Below are 22387 nucleotides of genomic sequence, written 5' to 3'. Positions count from 1 at the left end.
TGGTAGGGCCGGGCGCTACTGCGGAGTAGATGTTTGTACCCATTAGGCCCACATTCCTGCGAACTCTTCCGCGTAATGGTTGGTGAACGACCGGGTCAACTGCGTGAAATAATGGCTGATAATAATGATTATGTCAGTTTGTATCGTGTGTATTAGCAATATTTGCAGGTGCACGCTCCCTCAGGACCTCTGCGATCAAGGCGAGCAGCTCTTCTGAATCATGGTGATCGTTGGGTTCAACGCGTAACTCCCACAATGATGGCCACTAGCCCGATGACGATCGCGAAAGCCCCCACCGAGCCGAGGTAAACGCCGCTGAACATCCAGGTCGGTGCGCGACTCGATGAGGACGAACGGTGTACGAGCCCTTCAATACGCGAGCGAAGAACAATGGTCGCGATGCCAATCAGGACCAACAACAGACCGAGGATAACGGCGAGTACCGAGAACACGTTACGAACCGCCTAGGTGTTGAATGAGCGACACAACCCCGAACGTGAGCATGGCTGCCCCCAAGAGCGCAATTGCAACCCCGGTGACGCCAGCCCAAAAAGGCGTCTGCAGCAGACCGAGCGAATTTCCGCGGTCATCGCCGAGCGCGGACTTTTCGGAAGAAACGATCCAGTCTCTCAATTGTCTGCGAAAGACAACGATCAGAATGCCGCTCACTAAGACGAGCGGGCCGATGATCATGTTGGGAACAATAATCCCGGGATCTAGCAAGTGCATGTCACCAACCCCATCCGACGCCGCCACTGCACCCAAGGTTTAGTCCAGGTGAGTACCCTCCGCCACCATAGCCGAGCGGACCGTGCTCTTGAATCCCGCCTTCAACGTAAGCACCGACGGGTCCCAGTCCGGCCGAACAGTCACCGCCCATATACCAACCGGGCTCCGTCTCCGTGGTGAAGCCAATTTTATACTTGATTCCGGCCTCCGGTCCGACGCCCAGACCAACGCGACCGTGACCGTCTGCTCCGACGTCAACATTCACGCACGCCAGTGCGCACAAGCTCGCACCCGCGCCTACGCCCACCTTCTTCACCCACTCTGGCGCAGGCGGCTCGTGATTCAGAATCGCCTGTTTTCCATTGTATTTCGCAAGCAGCTCTGGCATGGAGTAGCTCGACAGCGGCCGCGTCGCACGATAGGACGATGCCTTGATTCCGCGGTTCACGTGAGGGGAATAGGCCGTCCTCGCGGTTGAGCCAACGATCGGCGTGGTCGTGCCGTAGTCCGATAAACGGAATGAGTAATTACCGGTGAGGTCATTGCTGTTGACGGGGTCGTTTGGGTAGGTGTAGTCGTTGGCGTTGCCCCCTGGGACGGGGTCGACGGAGAGGAAGAGGCCGAGGAGGGGCACGTACTGGCGTGCACCCATTTCGATGGTGTCGAGCCCGCCGAGGGTGAGCATGCCTTTACCGTGTTGTCCTTCGTATCCGTTGGACACGTTCGGGGTAGTTGTATTCGCGGGTCCGTTGGTGTCGGCGGTTGTGGTGCCGATGCACCCGGTGGCGGGGTCGATGGGGTCGCCGTATGGGTCGGTGAGGAAGATCCCGCCGACTCGCGTACCCGCAGCGTCCGCGGTTGCGATCACGTGCCCGCTGAGGCCGGCATACGACCACACCTGCGTACTCGACTGGATGGACACGCTGGCCCCGCCGGGGAGGCTGAGTGTCTGCTCCTGGACGTGGTTAGCGCTGGTGAGTGTGAACGCGGCCGCATCTCCCCCACCCGCGTAGGCGTAATTGGTAACGGTTGCGCTACCACCGGCCGGGGTTTGGGTGACGCTGATGATCCGGTCGGTTGCGTCTCTTTTGTAGACGATGGTGGTGCCGTCGGAGAGCGTGGTGTTCATGTGTCGGTTGGTGTCGTCGTAGGCCAGAGTCTCGGTCGCGAGCTTGGTGATGTTCCCGTGGCTGTCGTAGACCAGATTTGGGGTAGCCCCAGTGCTGGTGAGCGCAGTCCCGAGGACGATGTCGGGGCTGGTCGGCGCGCCGCTCACGGTGTCGGCGGTGAGTCTGTCCGTGTTGTCGTAGCAATACCCCATCGACAGGGTCGGATTCGGCGTGCTCGCACCAGGTGCGGTGGTGATGTCCGTCATCCCAGTCCGGTCACCGTCCGCGCCTGCGGTTGTGTTGGCACCGCAGCCGCCTGTCGCTGCATACGAGTAGGTGAGCTGGTTATACGGGACCTTCGCGGAGGTCAGCCTGCCCGCGCCGTCGTACCCGTATGTGGACGTGTACGTGGCTGCACCATCGACGATGGTGTCCTGCACAATCCGCCCCGTCTGCGATAGCACGTGGCTGTCGGAGAGAGTCGCCCCGCCAGCGAGACTCCATACCAGCGATGAGGCGGCGCCGGTTGGTGCGTAGCCGAGCGTTCCGGAGGTGCCGTTGCCGGCGTTGCCAGCCCCGGAGGGATAGGCAACGCCGGTGAGGACTCCGCCCGTGTAGGTATTCTGGGCGATCGTCTTGCTGTCCTCGGAGACGGTGAGGGCCTGCCCGTCACCGTTGTAGGTGTACGCCTCGGTGTGGGTGGTGCCGTCCGCGAGCTTCGCCGTGGCGGAGACGGTCTGCATAGCCTGGTTGTAGCTGGTGGTGGTCACGGTCCCGGACACGTCGGTATACGTGAGCCGTTGCCCGTCAATGCCGATGGTGCTGGTGATGGTTCCGGAGGCGTCGGACACGCTAGAGGTGAGGGGGTCACCGGTGGCGGTCCCGTCGGATGTGTACTTGTTGGTGACGGTCCGCGCGGGGGATCCGCCGAACGCGGGGAAGGTTTGGGATGCGATCCGGCCGCGGCTGTCGTAGGTGGTGCATGCCCAGGTGGTGTCACCGGGGTTCAGGGTTGCGGCGACGCGACCCATGACGTCGTACACATACTTCGCTGTCCGGGCCACCCCTGTGGCCGGTGTGGGACCGGTCGCTGATGCGGTCAAACCGTATTGCGGGGTGTTCACGGGTACCCCGCAGATCGGGCTGCTCACTCCGAGGGCGGTGCCGTAGGAAACCGTCGGGGTCGACGTTCCGCCGTAGTAGGCGGTCGTTGATTTCGTTGCCGCGCCGGCCGGTTTCGTCGACGTGAGTTGACGCAGATATCCGGTCCCGGGCGCTTCGGTTGTTGACGTGGATGTCAGGTTCAGTCCAGCCGAGTCGACGCTGGTGGAGGCGACCGTCCCGAACCAGGGGTTCGAGTATGTGGTCGCCGTGGACGCGGCGGGCACGTTGGCATTGCTGACCCCGGCCACGCCGGTCGGGGCGGAGTCGGCGGTGGAGGTCTTCGTCACGAGATTGTAGGCGGGTGAGAGGTCTGCGCCTGGGATGGCGACATTGTTCGCGGGGGCTGTGGGCAGCGCCGCCCCTGTCGTCCAGTCCAGCTCGAGGTGTGCTTGCGCAGTCATCTGCTGGTAGGCAAGCCGGATGCGTACCGTCTGACCGAGCGTCGCGGGGATCGTGTATCCGGCTGAGTAGCGGGCGGACCCGCCTCCCCAGGTGTTGATGACGAGTTTGTCGTTGACCCAGAGCATGGTCCCGTCGTCCGCGTACGTGTACAGGGTGTAGTTCGCGGTCGACGGGAAGGTCAGCAGGCCGGTGAATTGTGCGGTCCAGTTGATACCGGTCGACCCGCCGACGACGGTTCCGGTCGGGCCCGTGATGGGTGAGACGGTGGTGGAGGCGCCATTGGTGGTTCCCCAGTCGTGGCTGATTGCTCCGTTGTTCTCGGGGGTGGCGGGGGTGGAGGCTGCTGCGGGCACAGACAGCGAGTACGCGGCGGGCGGGCCGGCGAGGTTGCTGTTGTTGTACCAGGTCGCATTGAGGCCGTGCAGAGTGCCGTCGTACGTGGAGGTGCTGGTGGCGATCGCTGTCCCGTTCATGGCCGGGCAGGTTCCGGTCGGGATGGGCGCGTCCGCCGGGTCTGCCGTTCCGTTGGCGTCGAGAGTGGATGGGCCGAACGGGAGCGCTGCGGTGGCGCCGAAACAGGCGGCGGGTGCCGGACCATAGGTCGCTACGGCGCGGTCCTGGGTGTCGTAGACAGTGCTTGATTCGTGGCCTTGGGCATCCAGGGTGGCGAGGACGTTGTCGTGGCTGTTCCACAGTGTCTTGGAAATGAGCCCGGATGCGGTCGTTGACGTGGTCTTCTGTAGAGCCGTGTTGTAGGTGACTTTGAGCTCGTGACCTGGGCCACCGGCGGGTGGGGTGAGCCCTGCGACGTCGACGAACGAGATCCCGTCCTGGGTTGCTGTCGGCGCCGACGAGTACGTGTACGTCTTCGATGGTTGCGGGTCGCTGCCGAGCGCCGCGAGCTTCACGCTCGTCGCCCGCCCACTCGTGTCGTAGCCGATCGCGGTGACTGGCCGCGGCGAGCTGGTGTGCAGGGCCGACCAATCCGTTTGCAACGAGGTGGACACGGCGCTGAGTAGATTCGATCCACCAACGGCCTGGTAGCTGAACAGGGTGAGCGCACCACCTGGGTTCAACACCCCGCCGAGTTGACCGGTGCTGGTGTACTCAAGTTGTGTCGTTGTCCCGTCGGGGTACACGATTGCGCACATCATCTGATCGGGTGCTGCTGCCCAGCCGGTCCCGGACGGCGTTTGGCAGACCGGTCCGGTGGCGGTGATACCCGCGTTCGCCGGGATGCCGAGGTTCGAGTACTGCTCCCCCTTGTAGGCGAAGTACGCGGCCCGCTGGTATGAGGGGGCGCTGGCGGTGCCGGTGTTGGAGAGCGGGTCGGACAGGCTGCGGAGCGCGTTGTCCAGGCTGCTGTTGCTGACATAGCTGGGGATCGGAGTGGCCGGTTTGCTGCCCGCATCTACCGGTGGGGTTGCGGAGGTGAGCTTCCCCGCCGTGTTGAACAGGTACACGGTGCCGTCCTCGGCGGTGAGGGTGAACGCTCCCGTTGTGTCGGTGGTCAGCGTGCTCCGCTCCCCCGCCGGCGGTGTGTACCCGCCCGCCCCGGCCGCTTTCGTGTACACATGGGTGCCGCCGGCGGAGTCCGTGACGGTGACTGAACTTCCACTGGTCTTCAAGGACACATACTGACCTGCCGCTCCGACGATCGGGGCGGATGCGGCCCACCCGTCCGGGAGCGGCGGGTTCGTGTGCGTGAACCAGTTCGCCGGGACCAGCTGCGGATTGGCCGGCGCGATGGTGCTCTCCACGGACAGGGACACCGAGGCTTCTCCGCTGCGCTGGAAGTAGTTCACCGTGATCGGCAGCGGTAACGGCACCGTCGCGCCGCCCAACTTTGCCGTCCCGTCGGCGGCGACAACAAGGACCTGCGAGGCCGCGGTCTCGAATTGCGGGGTTCCCTGCGCCTGGTGCGCTGTCCACTGATCGGTGATCACCGGTGTCGTATTTAGTGTGAGCTCAGCGCCATCGTCGCTTTGGAAGCCGAACGCGTACGAGCCCGCGGGCGGGTTGATGAACCCCGTCCATTGCACCTGATAGTTCGACTGGTTCACTCCTGGTGCTGGTGAATCGAGTTGACCCCAGTTGTCAGCGATCTGACTGTCCGTTTGTACCAACGCGACCTTCGCCCCCGCAGGCAGAGGGTTATACGAGGGAGTCAGATTGTTGGGATCGAGATTGTAGTAGTGGCTGGTCAGACCAGCGTTCGACACCTGCTCAGAGTTGTAGGTCAGTTGGAAGCCCATCGGGCCGCCGACCGTGTTCACGGTTGGTGTGGGCACACTTGTGGAGGCGTTGCCGTTGGCGAGATTGACCGTGACGGGCCCGGCGGTGTCGGTGGGGGCTGGTCCGGATGTTGTGACTCGCCGGTTCACGACGATCCGCTGCACGCTTGCCGCCCAGTCGTCGTACACGTCGTTGACGACGAGCGACCAGGTGTACCCGGTGTTGTCTTGCAGGACGTTCGCGGGCACCGTCCAGGTCAGCACGCCGCCGACAGGAGTCAGCACCTGCGAAAGCACCACTTGCCCTGTTGCCCCGTCCTGCCCGGACGCGAGCCTCATCACATACTGCAACGGTTTGCCATTGGTTGCTGTGGCCGCCGGTGCGGTGAGCGTCGGTGTGGTTGTCGCGACCACTGAATTATCTGATGGTGTGGTCGCCCCGGCACCGGGTGTCGGATTCGTGCTGGTCTTCCACGAATAGATCGAACTCGACCCCGTCGTCCCGTACTGGTCTTGCACCGCTGCCTGCCAGTAATACGTAGCTCCCGGAGCGAGCATCCCGGGCGGCACCTGCACTTGCGAACTCGACGTCCATCCGGACTGCCACAACGGGCTCGACATGTTCGCGTTCGCCGACACCGAATACCATCGGTTCACCGGCGCCGAACCATTCGAGGTGTCCTGCGTCGTCGTCGTCGCCAACGTCGGCGTCGACGACCCAACCGCTCCACCCTGCGGGGACGACGACGTCGCCGCGAACCCGTTCGGGTCCGCGACGGAGACCGTCGACGCCGCGATGGTCGGCTTCGACTCATACGAGATAAACATCTGCAAGCCGAGCGACTTGTACGTGTACGCCCCAGGCGTTTCCTGGCCGGTCAACATCAAGTACGCGCCCGACGTGCGATTGTTCACCCACGTCGCGTACTGATTCGTCAGACGAGCATCGTTCGCGACACCGTAGCCTGAGGTTCCGGACGAGACAGTTATCGGTGACAGAGTGGTCCCCTGTCCGTTGAAACTCATCGCATTCGCCCAGAACACCCACGCATTCGTTGCGTCAGTGGAGCCGTCGCCGCCGTACCATTCCTCTAGGTTCACTCCGAGAACCTGATACCCGAAAAGCTGCTCATAGTTGAAGTGGGTGACCGTACGCCACATCGTGTCTCCGCTAGCTCGCGAATTTCCGACGTAGGCGACACCAGTCAACTGAGAGCCCGTGCTCTCATAAGAATGCGCGTCATCCGCGTAGGGGGAGGCCGTGGACGGGTCGACGAACACCGGATACACCCGGGACGGGTCGTTCAGCCACGTCGCGTCCGGGGTCAACGTCATCGTCCAGTCGTCATCGGACACCTGAGCCAAGGAGACGGGCACATTGGTCACAGCAGCCCCGGAGACGCCGGGGACGGCCGAAGAGTCGACCATCGCGGGAATCGGTGTGATGAACACAACATTGCCCAGGACGTCCGTGAAGGTAACGTCCCCGAACTGATCCCGGCCAAGCTGCAAGCCGGGTGCGTGTACTTTCCATGTCCATGACGGGTTGGCCTCAGTCGGAGCTTGGTTGAGAACCAACGTCTCCTTCACCTGGCCCGCCGTGACCTCATACGCGAGATCCTCACCAGCCGCGACGCCCGTGTACGCGACCGACGAGTCGGAATCGCCACCCGACGCCGTCCGATCGACTGCGCTCGCCCGCGTGGCGGGCCGCGGCTTCGCCCCCTCCAAACTGAAGGAGACCGTGTAGCTCGACGACGAGACCTGATAGTCACCGGACGACGAACCAGACGTCGCCGCGAACTTAGGCGCCAACGGGTGATCCGCAACCGCATACCCGCCACTCGACGTCTTCGTCGCCGTTGTGTTCACCGGAACCCACGAACCATCAGACCGCGACACATTCAACGGCTCCGTCGAGAACTGCGCCGTCTTCGTCGAATCCTGATTCTGATACACCGTCTCAAACTCAGACCGCGAAATTGGAGTCGAAGTATCCGGGTTGTATCCCGCAGCTCCCGACATCGTCTTCGTCGGATGAGGATCAGCCGGCGCACCCGGCAACTCTCCCTCGGCCCGCACCCCACCGCCCGCCGTCAACGGATCCCCCACGACTGGCGCGGCCGACTGGCTCGGCAGCGGACTGAGATCCCCTGCCGAAGTCTCAGTCGCTGAAGCAGCCGGCACCGTGAACGGCTGCACGGCTACCGCAACTGCCATCACCGATGCCGCAACGACGGACAAACACGCCCTAAACCAGTCCCCCGACTTCAACACGGCGCCTCAGCTCTCCGCCACCCCCGAGGCAGCAAAACTGAACATACTTGGGCAGCACAGCTGAACACACCATCCAAATAATGAGAAACCACACATATAAGCTTTCGCCCGCGTTCGAATAGTTGGCGCAGGAACATCCCCGCAGGCTAGGAATCTCCGGAAGAGTGCACCCGGACGTGATAACCCCGTTATCCAGCCGTGTCGCCGCCAGCGTCCCGGGACCCCGCTAGGCCGAGCGACCTGGTCTCGCCACGCCCGCATTCCGTTTCAGAGGGATTTTCATTCACGTGCACCGTGGCGTCGCGTGTGCCGCGCGTTTCGCCCCGTTGAAGCTCCAGAGCAGCGCTGCTCTCTCGTCCCAGATCAATAATCGTCACCTAACAGGTCTCAAACATCCCATCAACACATAATTGATACCCATTGCTATGTCAGCTGTGCACCCACGCCACTTGGTGACCCCGACAGCGGCAATTCCTTCGAGTTACGTAACGATGAGCCAGCTGCACTCGCCGTGACTACTCTCCCGCGGGCTCGGCGTCATCCACGGGTTTCAGCGCCGACGTGGCCGGACCCTCGAGCACGGTGCCGTCCGGTGCGAAGCGGGAGCCGTGCAGCGGGCAGTCCCAGGACAGTTCGGCGTCGTTCCAGCGCACGACGCCGCCGAGGTGGGTGCACACGGCGGAGAGGGCGCAGGTGACGCCGTCCACCGTCGAGACGGCGACGGGCGAAGCACCCCGGCGGCCGACCACGCCCGTCCCCTCAGCGGGCGGGGGAGCATCCACCGGGAGCTGTCCTCCCGTCTCCGCTTCTGCCCACTGGGTGACCGCCGCCTTGCCGACCCCCGCGTTGAAGACGGCGCCGGTGGCGATGTCGATCGGGTGGGTGACCCTGTGGTGCAGCACGCGGGCCCACTCGATGGTCTCGCCCGTGAGGTCTGCGGTGAGGCTGAGCGCGGCGGCGACGCCGTTCGTCATGCCCCACTTGTTGTATCCGGTCGCGAGGAACACGCGCCCGCGTCCGCGCGGCAGCCAGCCGACGAACGGCACCTGGTTGGCCGAGCGGTAGTCCTGTGCCGCCCACCAATGCGTGCGCTCCGCTCCGGGGAAGGTCGTCTCCGTCCACGCCGTCAGATCGGCGACGAGAGCCGCAGGAGACTCCGCGCGACCGGCGACGTGCCCGTTTCCGCCGACGAGCAGCAGCTCGCCGTCCGGCGATCCCGCCGTGCGCAGCGACCTGGTCGGCTCGTCGGCAGAGAGGTACATCCCGCGCGGCAGTTCGCCGGGCACCCGGAACGCGGTGATGTACGAGCGCAGCGGTTCCGTCTTGGCGAAGTAGAGCCCGCGATCCAGGATGGGCGTTCCGCTCGCCAGCACCACGTTGCCCGCTCGCGTCGTGCCGGAGGTGCTCGTCACCACCGCGGGTTCGCTCGCCGAGACGCCGGTCACCCGCTCCCCTTCGACGATCACGCCGCCGAGCGCCCGCACGTCGGCGGCGAGCGACGCGAGCAGTGCCATCGGGTCGACCTGCGCCTGCGCGGGCAGCCGCAGTGCGGCCTCGACGGCGAAGGGCAGCTCGCACCCGCGCTCCTCCGTCGCCGCCAGCCCGGCGACGCGGGCGGCGGAGAGTTCGGCGTCGAGCTTGTCGCGGCCATCCAGTGTCGTCGCGTACGTGTACGCGTCGCGGACGTCGTACGGGATGCTCCGCTCGTCCAGATAGTCGAGCAGCCAGCCCTGGCCGGCGGTGTTGGCGTCCACGTACGCGCAGAGCACCTTGTCCGTGGTGTGGCGGCGGATCTGCGAGAGCGTCGTGCCCTGCAGCAGGCTGACCTTGCCGGTGGTGTTGCCGGTGGTCACAGCGCCGACGGTGCGCGCTTCGAGCACGGCGACGCGCATCCCGTGCCTGGCCAGCAGCAGGGCGGTGGTGAGACCGGTGAGTCCTGCGCCGACGATCACGCTGTCGTACTCGCCGCCGTCCACGAAGGGATCGGTGGGGATGGGGGCGGCGACGTCGCGCCAGAGCGAGATCATGTCGGGTGCGGTGTCGCTCAGTTCAGCGAGTCGAAGTCGAACCAGAAGGCGTCGTCGTCGTCCGACCCGCCGTCGCCGGGATCGCGCGGGATGGTTGCCGTCTCGATCCTGACTTTCGTCTGCGCCGTGACGAACACCTCGCTCGGCGGCCTGCTCGATTGGGTGATCTGGATGAAATCACCATCGGATCGACTCGCCTTGACGACGCTGCTCTTCAGCTCCTCCACGGGAGCGCGGTCGACGAAGGTGAACCGAAGGTCGTCGATGTAGACGTGGAACACCTGCATGCCCTCTCCCGTGTCCTTAGCTATCTCGTCGTGATAGTACGCGGCGTTTCCGGATGCGCCAGTGCATCGGGAGAACTTTCGGAAGCTGCCAGGAAACTGAGCATCAGAGATAGTCCAAGTCGAGGTCGTCCGACTCTTCCGTTCCCTTCGTGACGAACCCGGCCTTGGTGCCCAGCGCTGCCACCTTCTTCTCGAATGAGTCCACGAACTCCTCGTCCACGAATTCGTCCGTCCCCGGCAGGTGCTCCGCGAGCATCTGACTGGCCGGACCGAGCACGAGCAGCACCTCCGTGACCGCGCCGTCCTCTCCGACAGCGGGCACCGACAGCTCGGCGGCTGTTCGATGCTCCGCCAGTGCAGCGGCATAACGCAATATCACGTCGGCGATCGCGTCACCGGTCACCATGGACCCGCTCGCATAGTGGATGCGTTTCATAGACCATCCATACCGCCTGAGCCGGTCAGGTCAAGGTCTTGTGCGGATGCCCGCTTCGGGATTCTGGTGCGCGAGCTAGCATGACCAGCGTGACAGACCCCCATCCCGATCCCGCCATCGTCGCCCGTCTCCGCGCGGCGGGATGCGTGTTCGCCGAGGACGAGGCGCGCCTCATCGCGGAGGCGGCCGCGGACGCCGACCAGCTGGAAGAGCTGGTCGCCAAGCGGGTCTCCGGCCTTCCGCTGGAACCGCTGATCGGCTGGGCGGAGTTCTGCGGCTTGCGCATCCGGGTGGCCCCCGGCGTCTTCGTGCCCAGGCATCGCACCGAGTTCCTGGTGGAGCAGGCGGTGGCACTCGCGGCTTCGGATGCGGTAGTGCTCGACCTGTGCTGCGGTGCCGGTGCGATCGGCGCTGCCATCGCATCCCGGGTCGGCGACGGCGTCGAGCTGGTCGCCTGCGACATCGAGCCGGCGGCCGTGCGCTGTGCGCGGGAGAACATCGAGCCGAGGGGCACGGTGTACGCGGGCGACCTGTTCGACGCGCTCCCCGCCTCCCTGCGTGGGCGGGTGGACGTGCTCGCGGTGAACGCGCCGTACGTCCCGACCGAGGCCATAGCGTTGATGCCCCCGGAGGCTCGCTTGTACGAGCCGGCCGTCGCGCTCGACGGAGGGGCGGACGGGCTCGCCGTGCAGCGCCGCGTCGCGGTTGAGGCCGATGTGTGGCTGGCTCCCGGCGGTTCGCTGCTGATCGAGACGAGCGGCGAGCAGGCGGCCCGGACGGCCGCGCTGTTCGAGGAGGCGGGGCTGCTGGTGCGCACGGTCGCATCGGACGAGTACGACACGACCGTCGTGGTGGCCACGTCGTCCCGTTGATATCTAGCCGGGCTAGGGATATCGTGACCGGCATGTCGACCACCGCTGTCACCGACGCCGCCACCGCGACCCGACCCGTCGCCGCAGACCGGGTGCGCCAGATCGCCGTGATCGTCGGCGCCGTCCTCGCCGTGATCGGCGCGTTCGTCGGCTCCGGAGCGGCGGGAGGCACCCCCATCCAGAAGGCGGCGGGCGGAGCGCTCAGCGCCGACGCCACCATGCTCTCCCCGGCGGGCCCCGCCTTCTCGATCTGGTCGGTGATCTACCTCGGCCTCCTCGGCTACGCCATCTGGCAGGCGCTCCCGTCGCAGGCCGCCAAGACCCGCCAGCGCCGCATCGGATACTGGATGCTCGCCTCGCTGCTCCTCAACGCCGCCTGGATCCTGAGCGTGCAGTTCGGGATGCTCGCCATCTCCGCGGTGCTCATCGCCGCGCTGCTCGTGGTGCTGATCGTGGCGTTCGTGCTGCTGCAGCGCATCCCGGGCGGAACGACGGCCGACGCGATCCTGTTCGACGGCACCACCGGCCTCTACCTCGGCTGGGTGATGGTGGCGACGGTCGCCAACGTCACCAGCCTGCTCGTCGCCGCCGGCTTCGACGGCTTCGGCTGGAGCCCGCACGCCTGGGGCATGGCGCTCGTGGTGGTCGCCGCCATCCTCGGCGCCGCCCTGGCGATCTGGGACCGTGGCAGGCTGACGCCCGCCATCGCGAGCGCGTGGGGCCTCGCCTGGATCGGTGTGTCCCGGCTCACCGGCACGCTGGAGTCCGCGCCCGTCGCGATCACGGCCATCGCCGCTGCGGTCGTGCTGCTGATGATCGCCGTCGCCGTCCGGGTCTCCGGCCGCGGCCGCTCTGCGGTGGACCTCGGGTGACGCTCCCTAGATCGTGATCCAGCCGGCCGCGAGCGAGACGATCGCCGCGACAGCCAGCAACACGGCCAGGACGCAGAGCACCGCCTCGAACGGACGGAACACCCGCAGGCCGCGTTCCCGCCGCGCCGCGACGAACAGCAGCGTGCCCGGGGCGTAGATGATGAACGTCAGCAGCAGGTAGCCGGGCCCCGCGGCGACGATCAGGAACAGTGTGTAGACGGTCGCGATGATCGCCACCGTCAGCCCACGGCGGCTGCGACCGCCCGGATCGTCGCCGGCCCGCGTCTCGAGCTTCAGCGCGTACCCGGCGGTCAGCACATACGGGATGAGGGCGAGCGAGCTGCACAGGCTCAGCATGAACTGGAACGCGTTCTCCGAGAACAGCGTCACGATCAGCAGCGCCTGCACCAGCAGGGTCGTCAGCACCAGCGCGGCCACCGGGACGCCGCGCCTGCTCACCGCCGCCAGGAACCGGGGAGCGTCCTCGTTCTTCGCCGAGGTGAACAGCACCTCCGACGCCATCAGGGTCCAGGACAGGTATGCGCCGAGCACCGAGACCACGAGACCGACGCTGATCAGCGTGTACCCCCACGGCCCGACGATCACCTGCAGCACGCTCGCGACGGACGGCTCCCGCATCCCGCCGATCTCCGCCCGCGGAGCGACGCCGAACGACAGCACCGTGATGAGCACGAACAGGCACAGCACGCTGAGGAACCCGAGCAGCGTGGCACGGCCGACGTCGCGCCGGCTCTTCGCGTAGCGGGAGTACACGGAGGCACCCTCGACGCCGAGGAACACGAACACGGTCAGCAGCATCGTCTTCTGGATCTGCCCGAACAGCGACGACGCATCCGGGCTGCCCGTGCCCCACAGGTTGAGCGTGAAGGTGTCCCAGTTGAAGCCGATGGCCACGACGATCACCAGGAAGATCACCAGCGGGACCACCTTGGCGACGGCCACGATGGTGTTGATGAACGCCGCCTGCGGCACCCCGCGCCGGATCAGCAGGAAGAACCCCCACACCCCCACCGTCGACACGGCCACGGCGAGCACGGTGTTCCCCGCCCCGAACGCCGGGAACAGGGCGCCGATGGTCGAGCCGATGAGCACCCAGTACGTGACGTTCCCCGCGCATCCACTCGCCCAGTAGCCGAACGCGGAGAAGAACCCGACATAGTCGCCGAACCCCGCCTTGGCGTACGCGTAGATGCCGGAGTCGAGCGCGGGCTTCCGCACGGCCAGCCGCTGGAAGACGAACACGAGCGCGAGCATCCCGGCCCCGGCGATGCCCCACGCGACGATCGCGCCGATCGCGCCGGTCGCCCCCGCGAACGTTCCAGGCAGCGAGAACACGCCGGCCCCGACCATCGAGCCGACGACCATGCCGGCCAGCACGAGCACCGGAAGCTTGCGCGTTTGAGTCACGTGCAGACATTTTACGTTTCTTTCGCGGCGCTCGCCGCCGCCGCTTCCGCCCGATCCCCACCGCCTCGCCCCCACCGCCCCCACCCCACCGCCCCACTGCCGCCCGAGCGGAACATTCGGCGCTCACGACCGCGAACTCCGTTCAAGCGGAGAATTCGGCGGCGAGTCGGCCGGGAACTCCGGTCGAACGCGCGCCGCGCGCAACGCAGGAGCAGCCGGCCGACACGCCGCGCTGATCCCCGTCCGGACGGAGTTCGCGATCGTGAGCGCGCAGATTTCCGCGTAAGCGGAGAACTGGTGTGGGTGTGGGTGGCAGCCGCGAGGCAACGGACGGCAACGGCCGTATGGTGGAGGGATGGGCGGAGTGGTGATCGGGTTCGCGATCATCGCGTTCGTGATCGCCGTCGGCTACGTGGCAGGGCGGCTGGGCATCGGCGGGCCGCAGGCGTCGTTCGTCCTCAACAGGATCGCCTTCTTCGTCACCAACCCCGCGCTGCTGTTCGTGACCTTGGCCAGGGCAGACCTGCACGTCGTGTTCTCCGCGCAGCTGCTCATCTCCGGGGTCGCCGCGATCTCCGCCGCCGGACTGTTCGTGCTGCTCTCGCGCCTCTTCTTCCCGCGAGGGGCGGCAGAGACCACCATCGGCGCGCTCGGAGCCGGGTACGTCAACGCCAACAACATCGGCCTGCCCGTGGCCGTCTACGTGCTGGGCAGTGCGACGTACGTAGCCCCCGTGCTGCTGCTGCAGCTGATCGTGTTCGCGCCGATCGCCCTCACCGTGCTCGACATCACCTCGCGCGCGTCGGTTTCCGTGCGCTCCATCCTCACGCAGCCGGTCCGCAACCCGATGATCATCGCCTCGGTGGTCGGCATCCTGATCAACCTCAGCGGCCTCCGGTTGCCGGATGCGGTGTTCCAGCCGTTCGTGCTGCTCGGCGGGGCCGCAGTGCCCCTGGTGCTGATGGCGTTCGGGATGTCGCTGCACGGCTCACGCCCGCTGCACGCCGACCACGGCAGGATCGAGATCATCACCGCCTCCGTCATCAAGGCGGCGGTCATGCCGCTGATCGCGTTCCTGGTCGCCTGGCTCGGGTTCGGGATGTACGGGCACGCGCTGTTCGCCGCCGTCGCGCTCGCCGCACTGCCCGCCGCTCAGAACGTCTACAACTTCGCCGCCCGCTACGAGCGCGGGATGACCGTGGCGCGGGATGTGGTGCTGCTCACGACGCTGTTCGCGGTGCCCGCCCTCCTGCTGATCGCGGCGCTGCTGGCGTAGCTGCGCCGCTGCGCGCTCCGCGCCGCGTCAGCCGCGGTCGAGCGAGTGCAGGTACTCCGCGTTGCCGCGGATCGCCGCCTCGTAGCGCAGCAGGTCCTCCGTCCGGATGTGGTCGACGGCCAGCTCCATCAGCTCGGCCACCGCCGCGTCGCTGCGCCCGGCCGCGTGCAGCGAGAGCGCGTGCCACATCCGCACGGACTCCGACTTCGGGTACAGGGCGAGCGCCTGCTCGAGGGCGGCGAGCGACTCGTCGAACCTGCCCAGGTTCCGCAGCGTGCTTCCGTACTGCAGCAGGCAGCGGCGGAGCGTGTCCCCGGTGAGCCCGGCATCCATCGCCTGCTCGTAGTAGCCGAGCGCCGTCTCCTCCTCGCCGGCGGTGTCGTACGAGCCGCCGACGTCGTACAGCACGTACGCGTTGCCTGGGTTCTCGGCGAGCACCTCCAGGAAGGCGTCGATGGTCGGCTGCATGTTCTGCCTGTCCCGCTTGTCGAAGATGTCGCGCAGCTGCTGCTCGAGGCGCGGGGTGACGTGGGCGACCATGCTCTTCCTGTTCCTGTCGGGGTGAGGCCACCATACGTCGAAATCCAGCCGTCCCGTTCGACGCAGTACCGTAACGTCACCCTTCAGGAGGCACGGAATGCGCTACTTGTTTCTGATCACCACCGCGCTCGACGGCGAACCGTACCGCGAGAGCGAGGACACCATCGCCGACTGGATCGCGGAGGTGGATGCGCGCGGCAGGGAGGCGGACGGCGACCGCCTGCGCCCCATCGAGGAGGCGAAGACCGTCCGCGTGCGCGGCGGCAGGCTCCACGTGACGGACGGCCCGTTCGCCGAGACCAAGGAGTGGGTGGCGGGCTACGACGTCATCGACTGCGACTCGATGGACGACGCCGTCGACCTGGCATCGCGGCACCCGATGGCGCGGTTCGGCCGTGTCGAGGTGCGGGAGCTCTGGCCGCTGGGCTGAGTGTTCGGCGGGCTGGACTCTCGGCCTGATGAGTATTCTCGTTGCGTGGAGCAGACGAGCGGGGACGACGCGGCGGTGACGCTCATCCGGTCGACGCTCGCCGAGGCGGTGCGACGACTGGATGCGGCGGGCGCGCGCGACGAGGCGCTGGCCGAGTTCGTGCCGAGGCACCGGAAGCTGCTCGTCACCCGGGAGGCCGTGCTGCGGCCGGTGGGCAGGGTGTGGCGGCTGGGCGTGCTGCTGCTCGACCGGCAGGGCGTGCTGCGCGCGACAGGGGCGATCATCCGCGCGACCGCGCCCGGCCGTCCCGCCTACCAGTCGCAGTCCGCCGAGACCAGGCGCGCGTACCGGGCAGCGGCGCAACGCGGGCACTTCCCGGACGGAGAGACCGTCAACTACGACGCGGCGATCATCGACCTGGATGCGGCGAGCCTGCGCGCATCCAGAGGCCCGCTGTTCGTGCGCGACGGACGCGCCCTGGTGCGCTGGAACGCGACGACACCGGATGCCGATGCCGTCGCGTTCGACGGGTACGTCGCCGAGCGGGTCGGCCTGCTGACGGACCCGCCGCAGGGCGCCTGAGCGCCGGGCGCCTACGCGCCGCTGGGGCTCGTGCTGCCCGTGCTGGAGCTGCTGCTCTTGCCGGTGATGTCGTCGAGCTTGCCGCTGGCCTTGTCGACCAGGTCGCTCGCGCGGTCACCGAGTTCGGACGCCGCCTTGCCTGCGAGGTCGCGGACGTCGCCTTTCACCTGCTGAACAGGGTCGGAGTGCGTGAACCCGCTGACCTGACGCTTGATGGTGTCGTAGGTCTTGCGCCCTGACCGGGACCCGAGCACGAAGCCAACGGCCGCGCCTGCCAGGAAAATGATTACCTTCATCGTCGTCCTCTCCGTGGTGGTTGTTCCACGCACCGTACGCGCCCCGCCGTCGATGGGAAGGGGGCACGGTGCCAGAATGGCTGCGTGACGGAGCCGTCGAGCGTCCGGCCCTCCGAGGGTGGCTCGCGCACCGCAGAGGTGCGTGCGTTCGAGCACGCCGTGTCTGCGTGGGCGGCCGGCGTCGCGCCTCCTCCCGTCGCGCCTGTTCCCGGCGGCGACGGCATCGACACCGCCATCCTGGTCGAGGGCGCGAGTGACCGTGCAGCGGTCGAGGCGCTCGCCGAACTGCACGGCAGGGAGCTGCCGGGCGAGGGCTGGGCCGTGCTACCGATGGGCGGCGCGATGAGCATCCGGAGGTTCGTGGCCATGCTCGGACCGACCGGGATGGGCGTGGCGCTCCGCGGCCTGTGCGACGCCGGCGAGGTGCGGTTCTTCCACTGGGCGGGGATGCGCGCCTCCGACATCCACGTCTGCCACCCCGATCTGGAGGGCGAACTGATCGGCGCCCTCGGCGTCCGCGGCGTCGAGGAGGTGCTTGCCGCCGAGGGCGATCTGCGCCTGTTCCGGATGTTCCAGCAGCAGCCCGCGCAGCGCCTCCGCCCCGTGGAGCAGCAGCTGCACCGGTTCCTCGGCACGACGTCAGGACGCAAGGAGCACTACGGGCGTGCCCTCGTGCTGGCGCTCCCGGCGGAGCGGGTGCCGCAGCCGCTCGTGGCGCTGCTGGCGCGCGACTGAGCCGGAGTCACGCGGTCAGCGCGTGCGCCTCCCGCGTCGCCTCGACCGTGCTCTCCTGCCGGATCGAGAACGCGTTGTCGTCGCGCACGAGCAGCAACTCGACGCCGTGCTGGTGGCGCAGCACGACGAGTGCCGAGCTGTCCGTTTCGAGCACGCGCTCGACCTGGCGCAGGAAGATGCGCGCCATCTCGTCGCTCACGCGGAAGTCGCGGCCGAGAGCGTGCACGATGTAGCAGGGCGCGGCTGCCGGGCGCGCCTCGAGGTGGGTCTCCGCGCGGAAGCGGTCGCACGCGCGTTGGTCTGCGTGGGAAATCGTCATGGGTCCTCCGTCGACGTCGGATCACGAACGGTAGGCCGTTCCCCGCGGGGGTATAGGGGTTGCGCGCGGACCGTACTCATGCATCCGGTGGCGGGAGCGCGCATCCGGTGGCGGGAGCAGAATAGGCCCATGAAGACTTTCACCCTTCCGAACACCACCGTCGAAACCTCGAACATCATCCTCGGCCTGATGCGGATCACCCCGCTCGACGACGAGCAGATCCGCAGCCTGGTGCGGTCGGCCAGGGATGCGGGGATCACCATGTTCGACCACGCCGACATCTACGGCGATGTGCGGCACGGCTGCGAGACGCGGTTCGGGGACGCGGGGGCCATTCCGGCGTCGGAGCGCGACCAGGTGCAGATCCAGTCGAAGGTGGGCATCAGGGACGGCTACTTCGACTTCTCCCGCGAGCACATCCTGACCACCGTCGACGAGTCCCTCTCCGCCCTCAAGACCGACTACCTCGACCTGCTGCTCCTGCACCGCCCGGACACGCTGGTCGAGCCGGACGAGGTCGCCGCCGCCTTCGACGAGCTGTTCGAGTCCGGCAAGGTCCGCAACTTCGGCGTCTCCAACCAGACCCCCGGCCAGATCGAACTGCTCAAGCGCTCTGTGCGCCAGCCGATCGTGGTCAACCAGGTGCAGCTCAGCATCACCCACTCCCCGCTGATCGCCCAGGGCATCGCCGCCAACATGGCCGCCCTCGACCAGTCCATCGACCGCGACAACGGCATCCTCGACTACAGCCGCCTCAACGACATCACCCTGCAGGCCTGGTCGCCGTTCCAGAAGGGCTTCTTCGACGGCGTCTTCCTCGGCGACCGCGAGAACTACGCCGAACTGAACGAGGTGATCGACGGGCTCGCGGCGAAGTACGACGTGCAGCCCGCCGCCATCGCCGTCGCCTGGATCACCAGGCACCCCGCGAACATGCAGGTCGTGCTCGGCACCACGAACGTGCACCACCTGCTCGACTCCGCAGCGGGAAGCGACGTGCCGCTCACCCGCGAGGAGTGGTACCGCCTGTTCACGACGGCGGGACACATCCTGCCGTAGCGGACGGGCTGCCGTAGCGGGTGCGCATCCACTCGCCACGCGCGCATGAGCGGGCCAGCGTGTCGGCCGAGCATCCACTCGCAACGCATGCATTCGCGGGCTACCGTCGGAGGGTGCAGGTCGATTCGCTTCCGGCGCCGCTGCGCGATCTCGCGTCGCGGCTGTGGTTGTGGCGCGTCGCCTCAGCACGGTCGCGCACCATCCGGCCGATGGACGCGCCGCAGGCGTACGCCTCTGGACGCGACAGCATCCGGATGCTCGTCGTCGGCTCCGGCCCGGCCGCCGGCTGGGGAGTGGGCAGTCACGACCTCGCGCTGCCGGGCGCCCTCGCCCGCGCGATGGCCGCGACCACCGGGCGGGGCGTCGTCGTCGACGTGCTCGCCGGCGCGGACATCGGCGTGCGCACGCTGCGGTCGGCGCTCGCAGACGCCGACCTGTCCCGGTATGCGGCGATCGTCGTCAGCGTCACCATGACGGACGCACTGCACCGAGCGGACCCCGAGCGCTGGGAGGCCAGGATGCGGGCGGTGCTCGACCACATCCGGTCGCGGTCGCAGGGTGTCGTGGTGTGGCTCGGGAGCCAGCCGATCCGGTCGGTGCGGCCGTACGACAACGAGTATGGCGACATCGTCCAGCGGTCGGCGACCGAGCTGAACCGGCGCGCCGCCGCGGTGTGCGCCGAAACCGACCTGGCCGTGTTCGTCCCGCTGGCCGCCCCACCGCACAACGACAGCGCCCGCCACCGCACCCCGGCCGACTACCTGTTCTGGGCGCGACAGATCGCCGACGTGATCGCCCCGGACGTCGCCGACGTGATCAGCACCGTCCCGCCGGCGCCCGCGGAAGACAGGGTGGACGCCATCGCCAGGCTGCGGCTGCACGAACGGGGCCCGGATGCGCGCCTCGACGGGATCATCGGCACCGCCCGCCGCACCCTGCAGTCCGACATCGCGCTGTTCTCCGTGCTCGACGACGAGAAGCAGTGGCATCTGGCGTCCAGCGGCACGCAGCTGACCGAGTTCCCGCTGGAGGAGTCGGTGTGCGTGTACACGATCGCCACCGACGACGGCATGGTCATCCCGAACGCGGAAGCCGACCCGCGGTTCGCGGAGAACGACATGGTGACCGGGCCGGCGCACCTGCGCTTCTACGCCGGATATCCGGTGGAGGCGCCGGACGGGACGCGCATCGGCGCGATCTGCGTCTTCGGGCGCACGGCGAGGGACCCTGCGGAGTCGGAGACGGATCTCGACGTGCTCCGCGAGCTTGCACTGCTCGCCCAGCGCGAGCTCTGGCGCTGGGAGCCGGGCGAGCAGTAGGCGGCGGGAGGACGGCTGAGCCGTCCCGCCCGCGCCTGACGTGCGAAACCCTAGAGGGCGCGGATGTTCTCCGCCTGCGGGCCCTTGGGGCCGTTCGCGGTGTCGAACTCGACCTTCTGGTTCTCTTCGAGGTTGCGGTGTCCGGCGTTGCCGCCGACGATCGCGCTGTGGTGCGCGAAGACATCCTTCGTGCCGTCATCGGGCGCGATGAACCCGAATCCCTTTTCGGAGTTGAACCATTTGACGGTGCCGGTGGCCATATCGTCATTCCTTTATTCGTGTTGCGGGCCACGCGATGCGACCCGTCGACCGCGCCGGTGACGACGCGGACGGTGGATGCGCGAACCGTGTCGACGGTGCGCGCGAGCTGAGCTGCCCTGGATGCGGTCGGCGGCGGCGATGCTGCGCGAGCGCTGGTGGGCTGAAGTGGTGCGGTGAATGTCCGTTCGGCAGCGGATCGCTGCGAAGAAACGGCCAGAAGAACGCCGGACGCTGCCTGAGAGCTTAGCGCCCCTTGGTGAGAGCCTGCCGCACGCGGTCGAGCGAGCCGCCCAGAGCGGCCCGAGGGGAAAAGGATTCTAGCATTTAACGTAATGAATTTAGCGTATCGAGTTACTGTAGACGGCACGGCTTGAAGTGCGGTGTTACCGGGCCGACTGTCGTGCTGTGTACTGCTGCGGTGATCGGCGGGTAGGCGCAGGCGAACATCGCGCGGAACACCGGCCAGTGCTTCGGAACCCGCTGGGCGAGCTATCCGATTCCGAACAACTTCCACAATGTGTATGTTCATTGCTACGCCTAGAGGACGGTGAATTCGATGGCCATCGACGAGTCGAAGCGGACGGGGGACCCGTTCCGCAACGCGGTCAGGACGGGTGTGTTCGCGTGGATCTACTGGCTCCTGACCGCTGCGGCGATGATCGCGGCTGTTGCCGCCGTGTTCGGCGACACGCACCAGCGGATCGTCACAGGCGCGATCGCCTTCCCGGTGATCGTCGCCCTCGCGATTGCGCGATTCTTCGTGGCCGCGAGGATTCGGCGGCAGCGGTAGGGCCGGCTAGCGCCCCGTGGTGAGAGCCTGCCGCACGCGGTCGAGCGAGCCGCCGAGGCCCCACTTCTCGGACAGCTGATCGAGGGCGGCGCTCCGGTCGTCGTCGGGGGCCTGGATGCGCGCATCCACGGTCGGCAGGTCGAGGTCGCGCACCACTTCGACCACGCGGGGTGCGACCTTCAGGTAGTCGGCGGCCGCCTCGAAGCGGGCGCGCATCGGCGCCTTCATGCTGCTGGCCGGGTCGGCTGCCGCTGCGAGGATGCCGTCGAGGTCGCCGTACTCGGTGAGGAGGGTCATCGCCGTCTTCTCGCCGATTCCGGCGACGCCGGGCAGGCCGTCGGAGCTGTCGCCGCGCATCACCGCGAAGTCCGCGTACTGCTGCGGCCGGATGCCGTACTTGCCGACCACGACCGACTCGGTCAGCGTCTCCAGGTTGCCCATGCCGCGGGCCGTGTAGATGACCCGCACGTCTGCGGCGTCGTCGACGAGCTGGAAGAGGTCGCGGTCGCCGGTGACCACATCCACCGGATGCGCCTGGCCGGTCGCGAGCGTGCCGATCACGTCGTCCGCCTCGTGCTGCGCAGCCCCGACGACCGGGATGCCGAGCGCGTCCAGCACCTCCCGGATGATCGGAACTTGCGTCACCAGGGCCTCCGGCGTCTCCTCCACATCCACGCCGTACGGAACCTCGCGCGCCACCCGGTGAGCCTTGTAGCTCGGGATGAGGTCGACCCGCCAGCGGGGACGCCAGTCGTCGTCCCAGCACGCCACCAGCTCGTCCGGCCCGAAGTCGGTGACCAGCTTGGCGATGATGTCGAGGAAGCCGCGGACGGCGTTCACGGGCGTGCCGTCCGGCGCGCGGACCGTGTCAGGAACCCCGTAGAACCCGCGGAAATACAGGGAAGCACTGTCCAGAAGCATCGTTCGCCCGGTCACGCCCCCG

At 67.3% G+C, this 22387-nt stretch carries 20 protein-coding genes; 9 read left to right on the top strand and 11 right to left on the bottom strand.

Annotated features, from left to right (window positions below; genetic code table 11):
- Window positions 1-453 precede the first annotated feature (453 nt).
- The 5 genes from AC1ROC_RS09725 to AC1ROC_RS09705 form a co-directional block, all read right to left on the bottom strand.
- Window positions 454-693, bottom strand: coding sequence for a hypothetical protein (locus tag AC1ROC_RS09725; RefSeq protein WP_143465468.1), 240 nt, complete (start codon window positions 691-693; stop codon window positions 454-456).
- A gap of 37 nt (window positions 694-730) precedes the next feature.
- Window positions 731-7597 (bottom strand): PA14 domain-containing protein, encoded by a 6867-nt coding sequence (locus AC1ROC_RS09720; protein ID WP_492999829.1) that lies wholly within the window; start codon window positions 7595-7597, stop codon window positions 731-733.
- Window positions 7598-8430: 833 nt separating this feature from the next.
- Complete coding sequence (locus tag AC1ROC_RS09715; RefSeq protein ID WP_168690615.1) at window positions 8431-9942, bottom strand: FAD-dependent oxidoreductase; 1512 nt, start codon at window positions 9940-9942, stop codon at window positions 8431-8433.
- Between the two features lie 17 nt (window positions 9943-9959).
- The gene (locus AC1ROC_RS09710; RefSeq protein ID WP_085367301.1) at window positions 9960-10229 is read right to left on the bottom strand and encodes a hypothetical protein; all 270 of its coding nucleotides are present in this window, start codon (window positions 10227-10229) and stop codon (window positions 9960-9962) included.
- Between the two features lie 103 nt (window positions 10230-10332).
- Window positions 10333-10665 carry a hypothetical protein gene (locus AC1ROC_RS09705; RefSeq protein WP_492999825.1) on the bottom strand — a complete coding sequence of 111 codons (333 nt, stop codon included), beginning with the start codon at window positions 10663-10665 and terminating at the stop codon, window positions 10333-10335.
- Between the two features lie 80 nt (window positions 10666-10745).
- Here AC1ROC_RS09705 and AC1ROC_RS09700 point away from each other — a divergent pair, with 80 nt between their 5' ends.
- Together AC1ROC_RS09700 and AC1ROC_RS09695 are read left to right on the top strand one after the other, a co-directional pair.
- A complete protein-coding gene (locus AC1ROC_RS09700; protein WP_492999824.1) occupies window positions 10746-11537 on the top strand; it encodes a putative protein N(5)-glutamine methyltransferase in 792 nt (263 codons plus the stop codon).
- Window positions 11538-11569: 32 nt separating this feature from the next.
- Window positions 11570-12409: a TspO/MBR family protein gene (locus tag AC1ROC_RS09695; protein WP_492999822.1), complete on the top strand. Its 840-nt coding sequence runs from the start codon at window positions 11570-11572 to the stop codon at window positions 12407-12409.
- Window positions 12410-12415: 6 nt separating this feature from the next.
- On the opposite strand, the gene AC1ROC_RS09690 is transcribed toward AC1ROC_RS09695, so the two are convergent.
- On the bottom strand, window positions 12416-13837 hold the full coding sequence (locus AC1ROC_RS09690; RefSeq protein WP_492999820.1) for a basic amino acid/polyamine antiporter: 1422 nt from the start codon (window positions 13835-13837) through the stop codon (window positions 12416-12418).
- 355 nt (window positions 13838-14192) lie between these two features.
- Between AC1ROC_RS09690 and AC1ROC_RS09685 the strand changes: the two genes are divergently transcribed.
- Window positions 14193-15113, top strand: a complete 921-nt coding sequence (locus AC1ROC_RS09685; RefSeq protein WP_492999817.1) for an AEC family transporter — start codon at window positions 14193-14195, stop codon at window positions 15111-15113.
- 27 nt (window positions 15114-15140) lie between these two features.
- Here AC1ROC_RS09685 and AC1ROC_RS09680 read toward each other — a convergent pair whose 3' ends face one another.
- Window positions 15141-15653, bottom strand: coding sequence for a tetratricopeptide repeat protein (locus AC1ROC_RS09680; protein ID WP_168690609.1), 513 nt, complete (start codon window positions 15651-15653; stop codon window positions 15141-15143).
- 97 nt (window positions 15654-15750) lie between these two features.
- On the opposite strand from AC1ROC_RS09680, the gene AC1ROC_RS09675 reads away from it, so the two are divergent.
- Window positions 15751-16083: a YciI family protein gene (locus AC1ROC_RS09675; protein WP_085368383.1), complete on the top strand. Its 333-nt coding sequence runs from the start codon at window positions 15751-15753 to the stop codon at window positions 16081-16083.
- 45 nt (window positions 16084-16128) lie between these two features.
- The gene (locus tag AC1ROC_RS09670) at window positions 16129-16665 is read left to right on the top strand and encodes a hypothetical protein (protein WP_492999813.1); all 537 of its coding nucleotides are present in this window, start codon (window positions 16129-16131) and stop codon (window positions 16663-16665) included.
- Window positions 16666-16676: 11 nt separating this feature from the next.
- Here AC1ROC_RS09670 and AC1ROC_RS09665 read toward each other — a convergent pair whose 3' ends face one another.
- Window positions 16677-16961, bottom strand: coding sequence for a YtxH domain-containing protein (locus AC1ROC_RS09665; protein WP_085368381.1), 285 nt, complete (start codon window positions 16959-16961; stop codon window positions 16677-16679).
- Window positions 16962-17045: 84 nt separating this feature from the next.
- On the opposite strand from AC1ROC_RS09665, the gene AC1ROC_RS09660 reads away from it, so the two are divergent.
- On the top strand, window positions 17046-17696 hold the full coding sequence (locus tag AC1ROC_RS09660) for a TOPRIM nucleotidyl transferase/hydrolase domain-containing protein (protein WP_492999811.1): 651 nt from the start codon (window positions 17046-17048) through the stop codon (window positions 17694-17696).
- Between the two features lie 7 nt (window positions 17697-17703).
- On the opposite strand, the gene AC1ROC_RS09655 is transcribed toward AC1ROC_RS09660, so the two are convergent.
- On the bottom strand, window positions 17704-18015 hold the full coding sequence (locus AC1ROC_RS09655; RefSeq protein WP_085368379.1) for a TetR family transcriptional regulator: 312 nt from the start codon (window positions 18013-18015) through the stop codon (window positions 17704-17706).
- Between the two features lie 129 nt (window positions 18016-18144).
- Between AC1ROC_RS09655 and AC1ROC_RS09650 the strand changes: the two genes are divergently transcribed.
- Both AC1ROC_RS09650 and AC1ROC_RS09645 read left to right on the top strand, forming a co-directional pair.
- A complete protein-coding gene (locus AC1ROC_RS09650; protein WP_434950385.1) occupies window positions 18145-19074 on the top strand; it encodes an aldo/keto reductase in 930 nt (309 codons plus the stop codon).
- Window positions 19075-19187: 113 nt separating this feature from the next.
- The gene (locus AC1ROC_RS09645; protein ID WP_492999809.1) at window positions 19188-20393 is read left to right on the top strand and encodes a GDSL-type esterase/lipase family protein; all 1206 of its coding nucleotides are present in this window, start codon (window positions 19188-19190) and stop codon (window positions 20391-20393) included.
- Window positions 20394-20443: 50 nt separating this feature from the next.
- Here AC1ROC_RS09645 and AC1ROC_RS09640 read toward each other — a convergent pair whose 3' ends face one another.
- The gene (locus AC1ROC_RS09640) at window positions 20444-20653 is read right to left on the bottom strand and encodes a cold-shock protein (RefSeq protein ID WP_085368377.1); all 210 of its coding nucleotides are present in this window, start codon (window positions 20651-20653) and stop codon (window positions 20444-20446) included.
- Between the two features lie 557 nt (window positions 20654-21210).
- Here AC1ROC_RS09640 and AC1ROC_RS09635 point away from each other — a divergent pair.
- Window positions 21211-21444, top strand: a complete 234-nt coding sequence (locus tag AC1ROC_RS09635; RefSeq protein WP_492999806.1) for a hypothetical protein — start codon at window positions 21211-21213, stop codon at window positions 21442-21444.
- A 6-nt stretch (window positions 21445-21450) separates the two neighbouring features.
- Here the strand turns inward: AC1ROC_RS09635 and AC1ROC_RS09630 are convergent, their stop codons facing one another.
- Window positions 21451-22365, bottom strand: coding sequence for a 5'-3' exonuclease (locus AC1ROC_RS09630; RefSeq protein WP_493000013.1), 915 nt, complete (start codon window positions 22363-22365; stop codon window positions 21451-21453).
- Between the last annotated feature and the right edge of the window lie 22 nt (window positions 22366-22387).

It is taken from the genome of Leifsonia sp. GW821-FHT13C05 (assembly GCF_058806515.1).
Note: the sequence above shows the minus strand (reverse complement) of the source record. Positions and strands in the feature narration are given on the sequence as shown.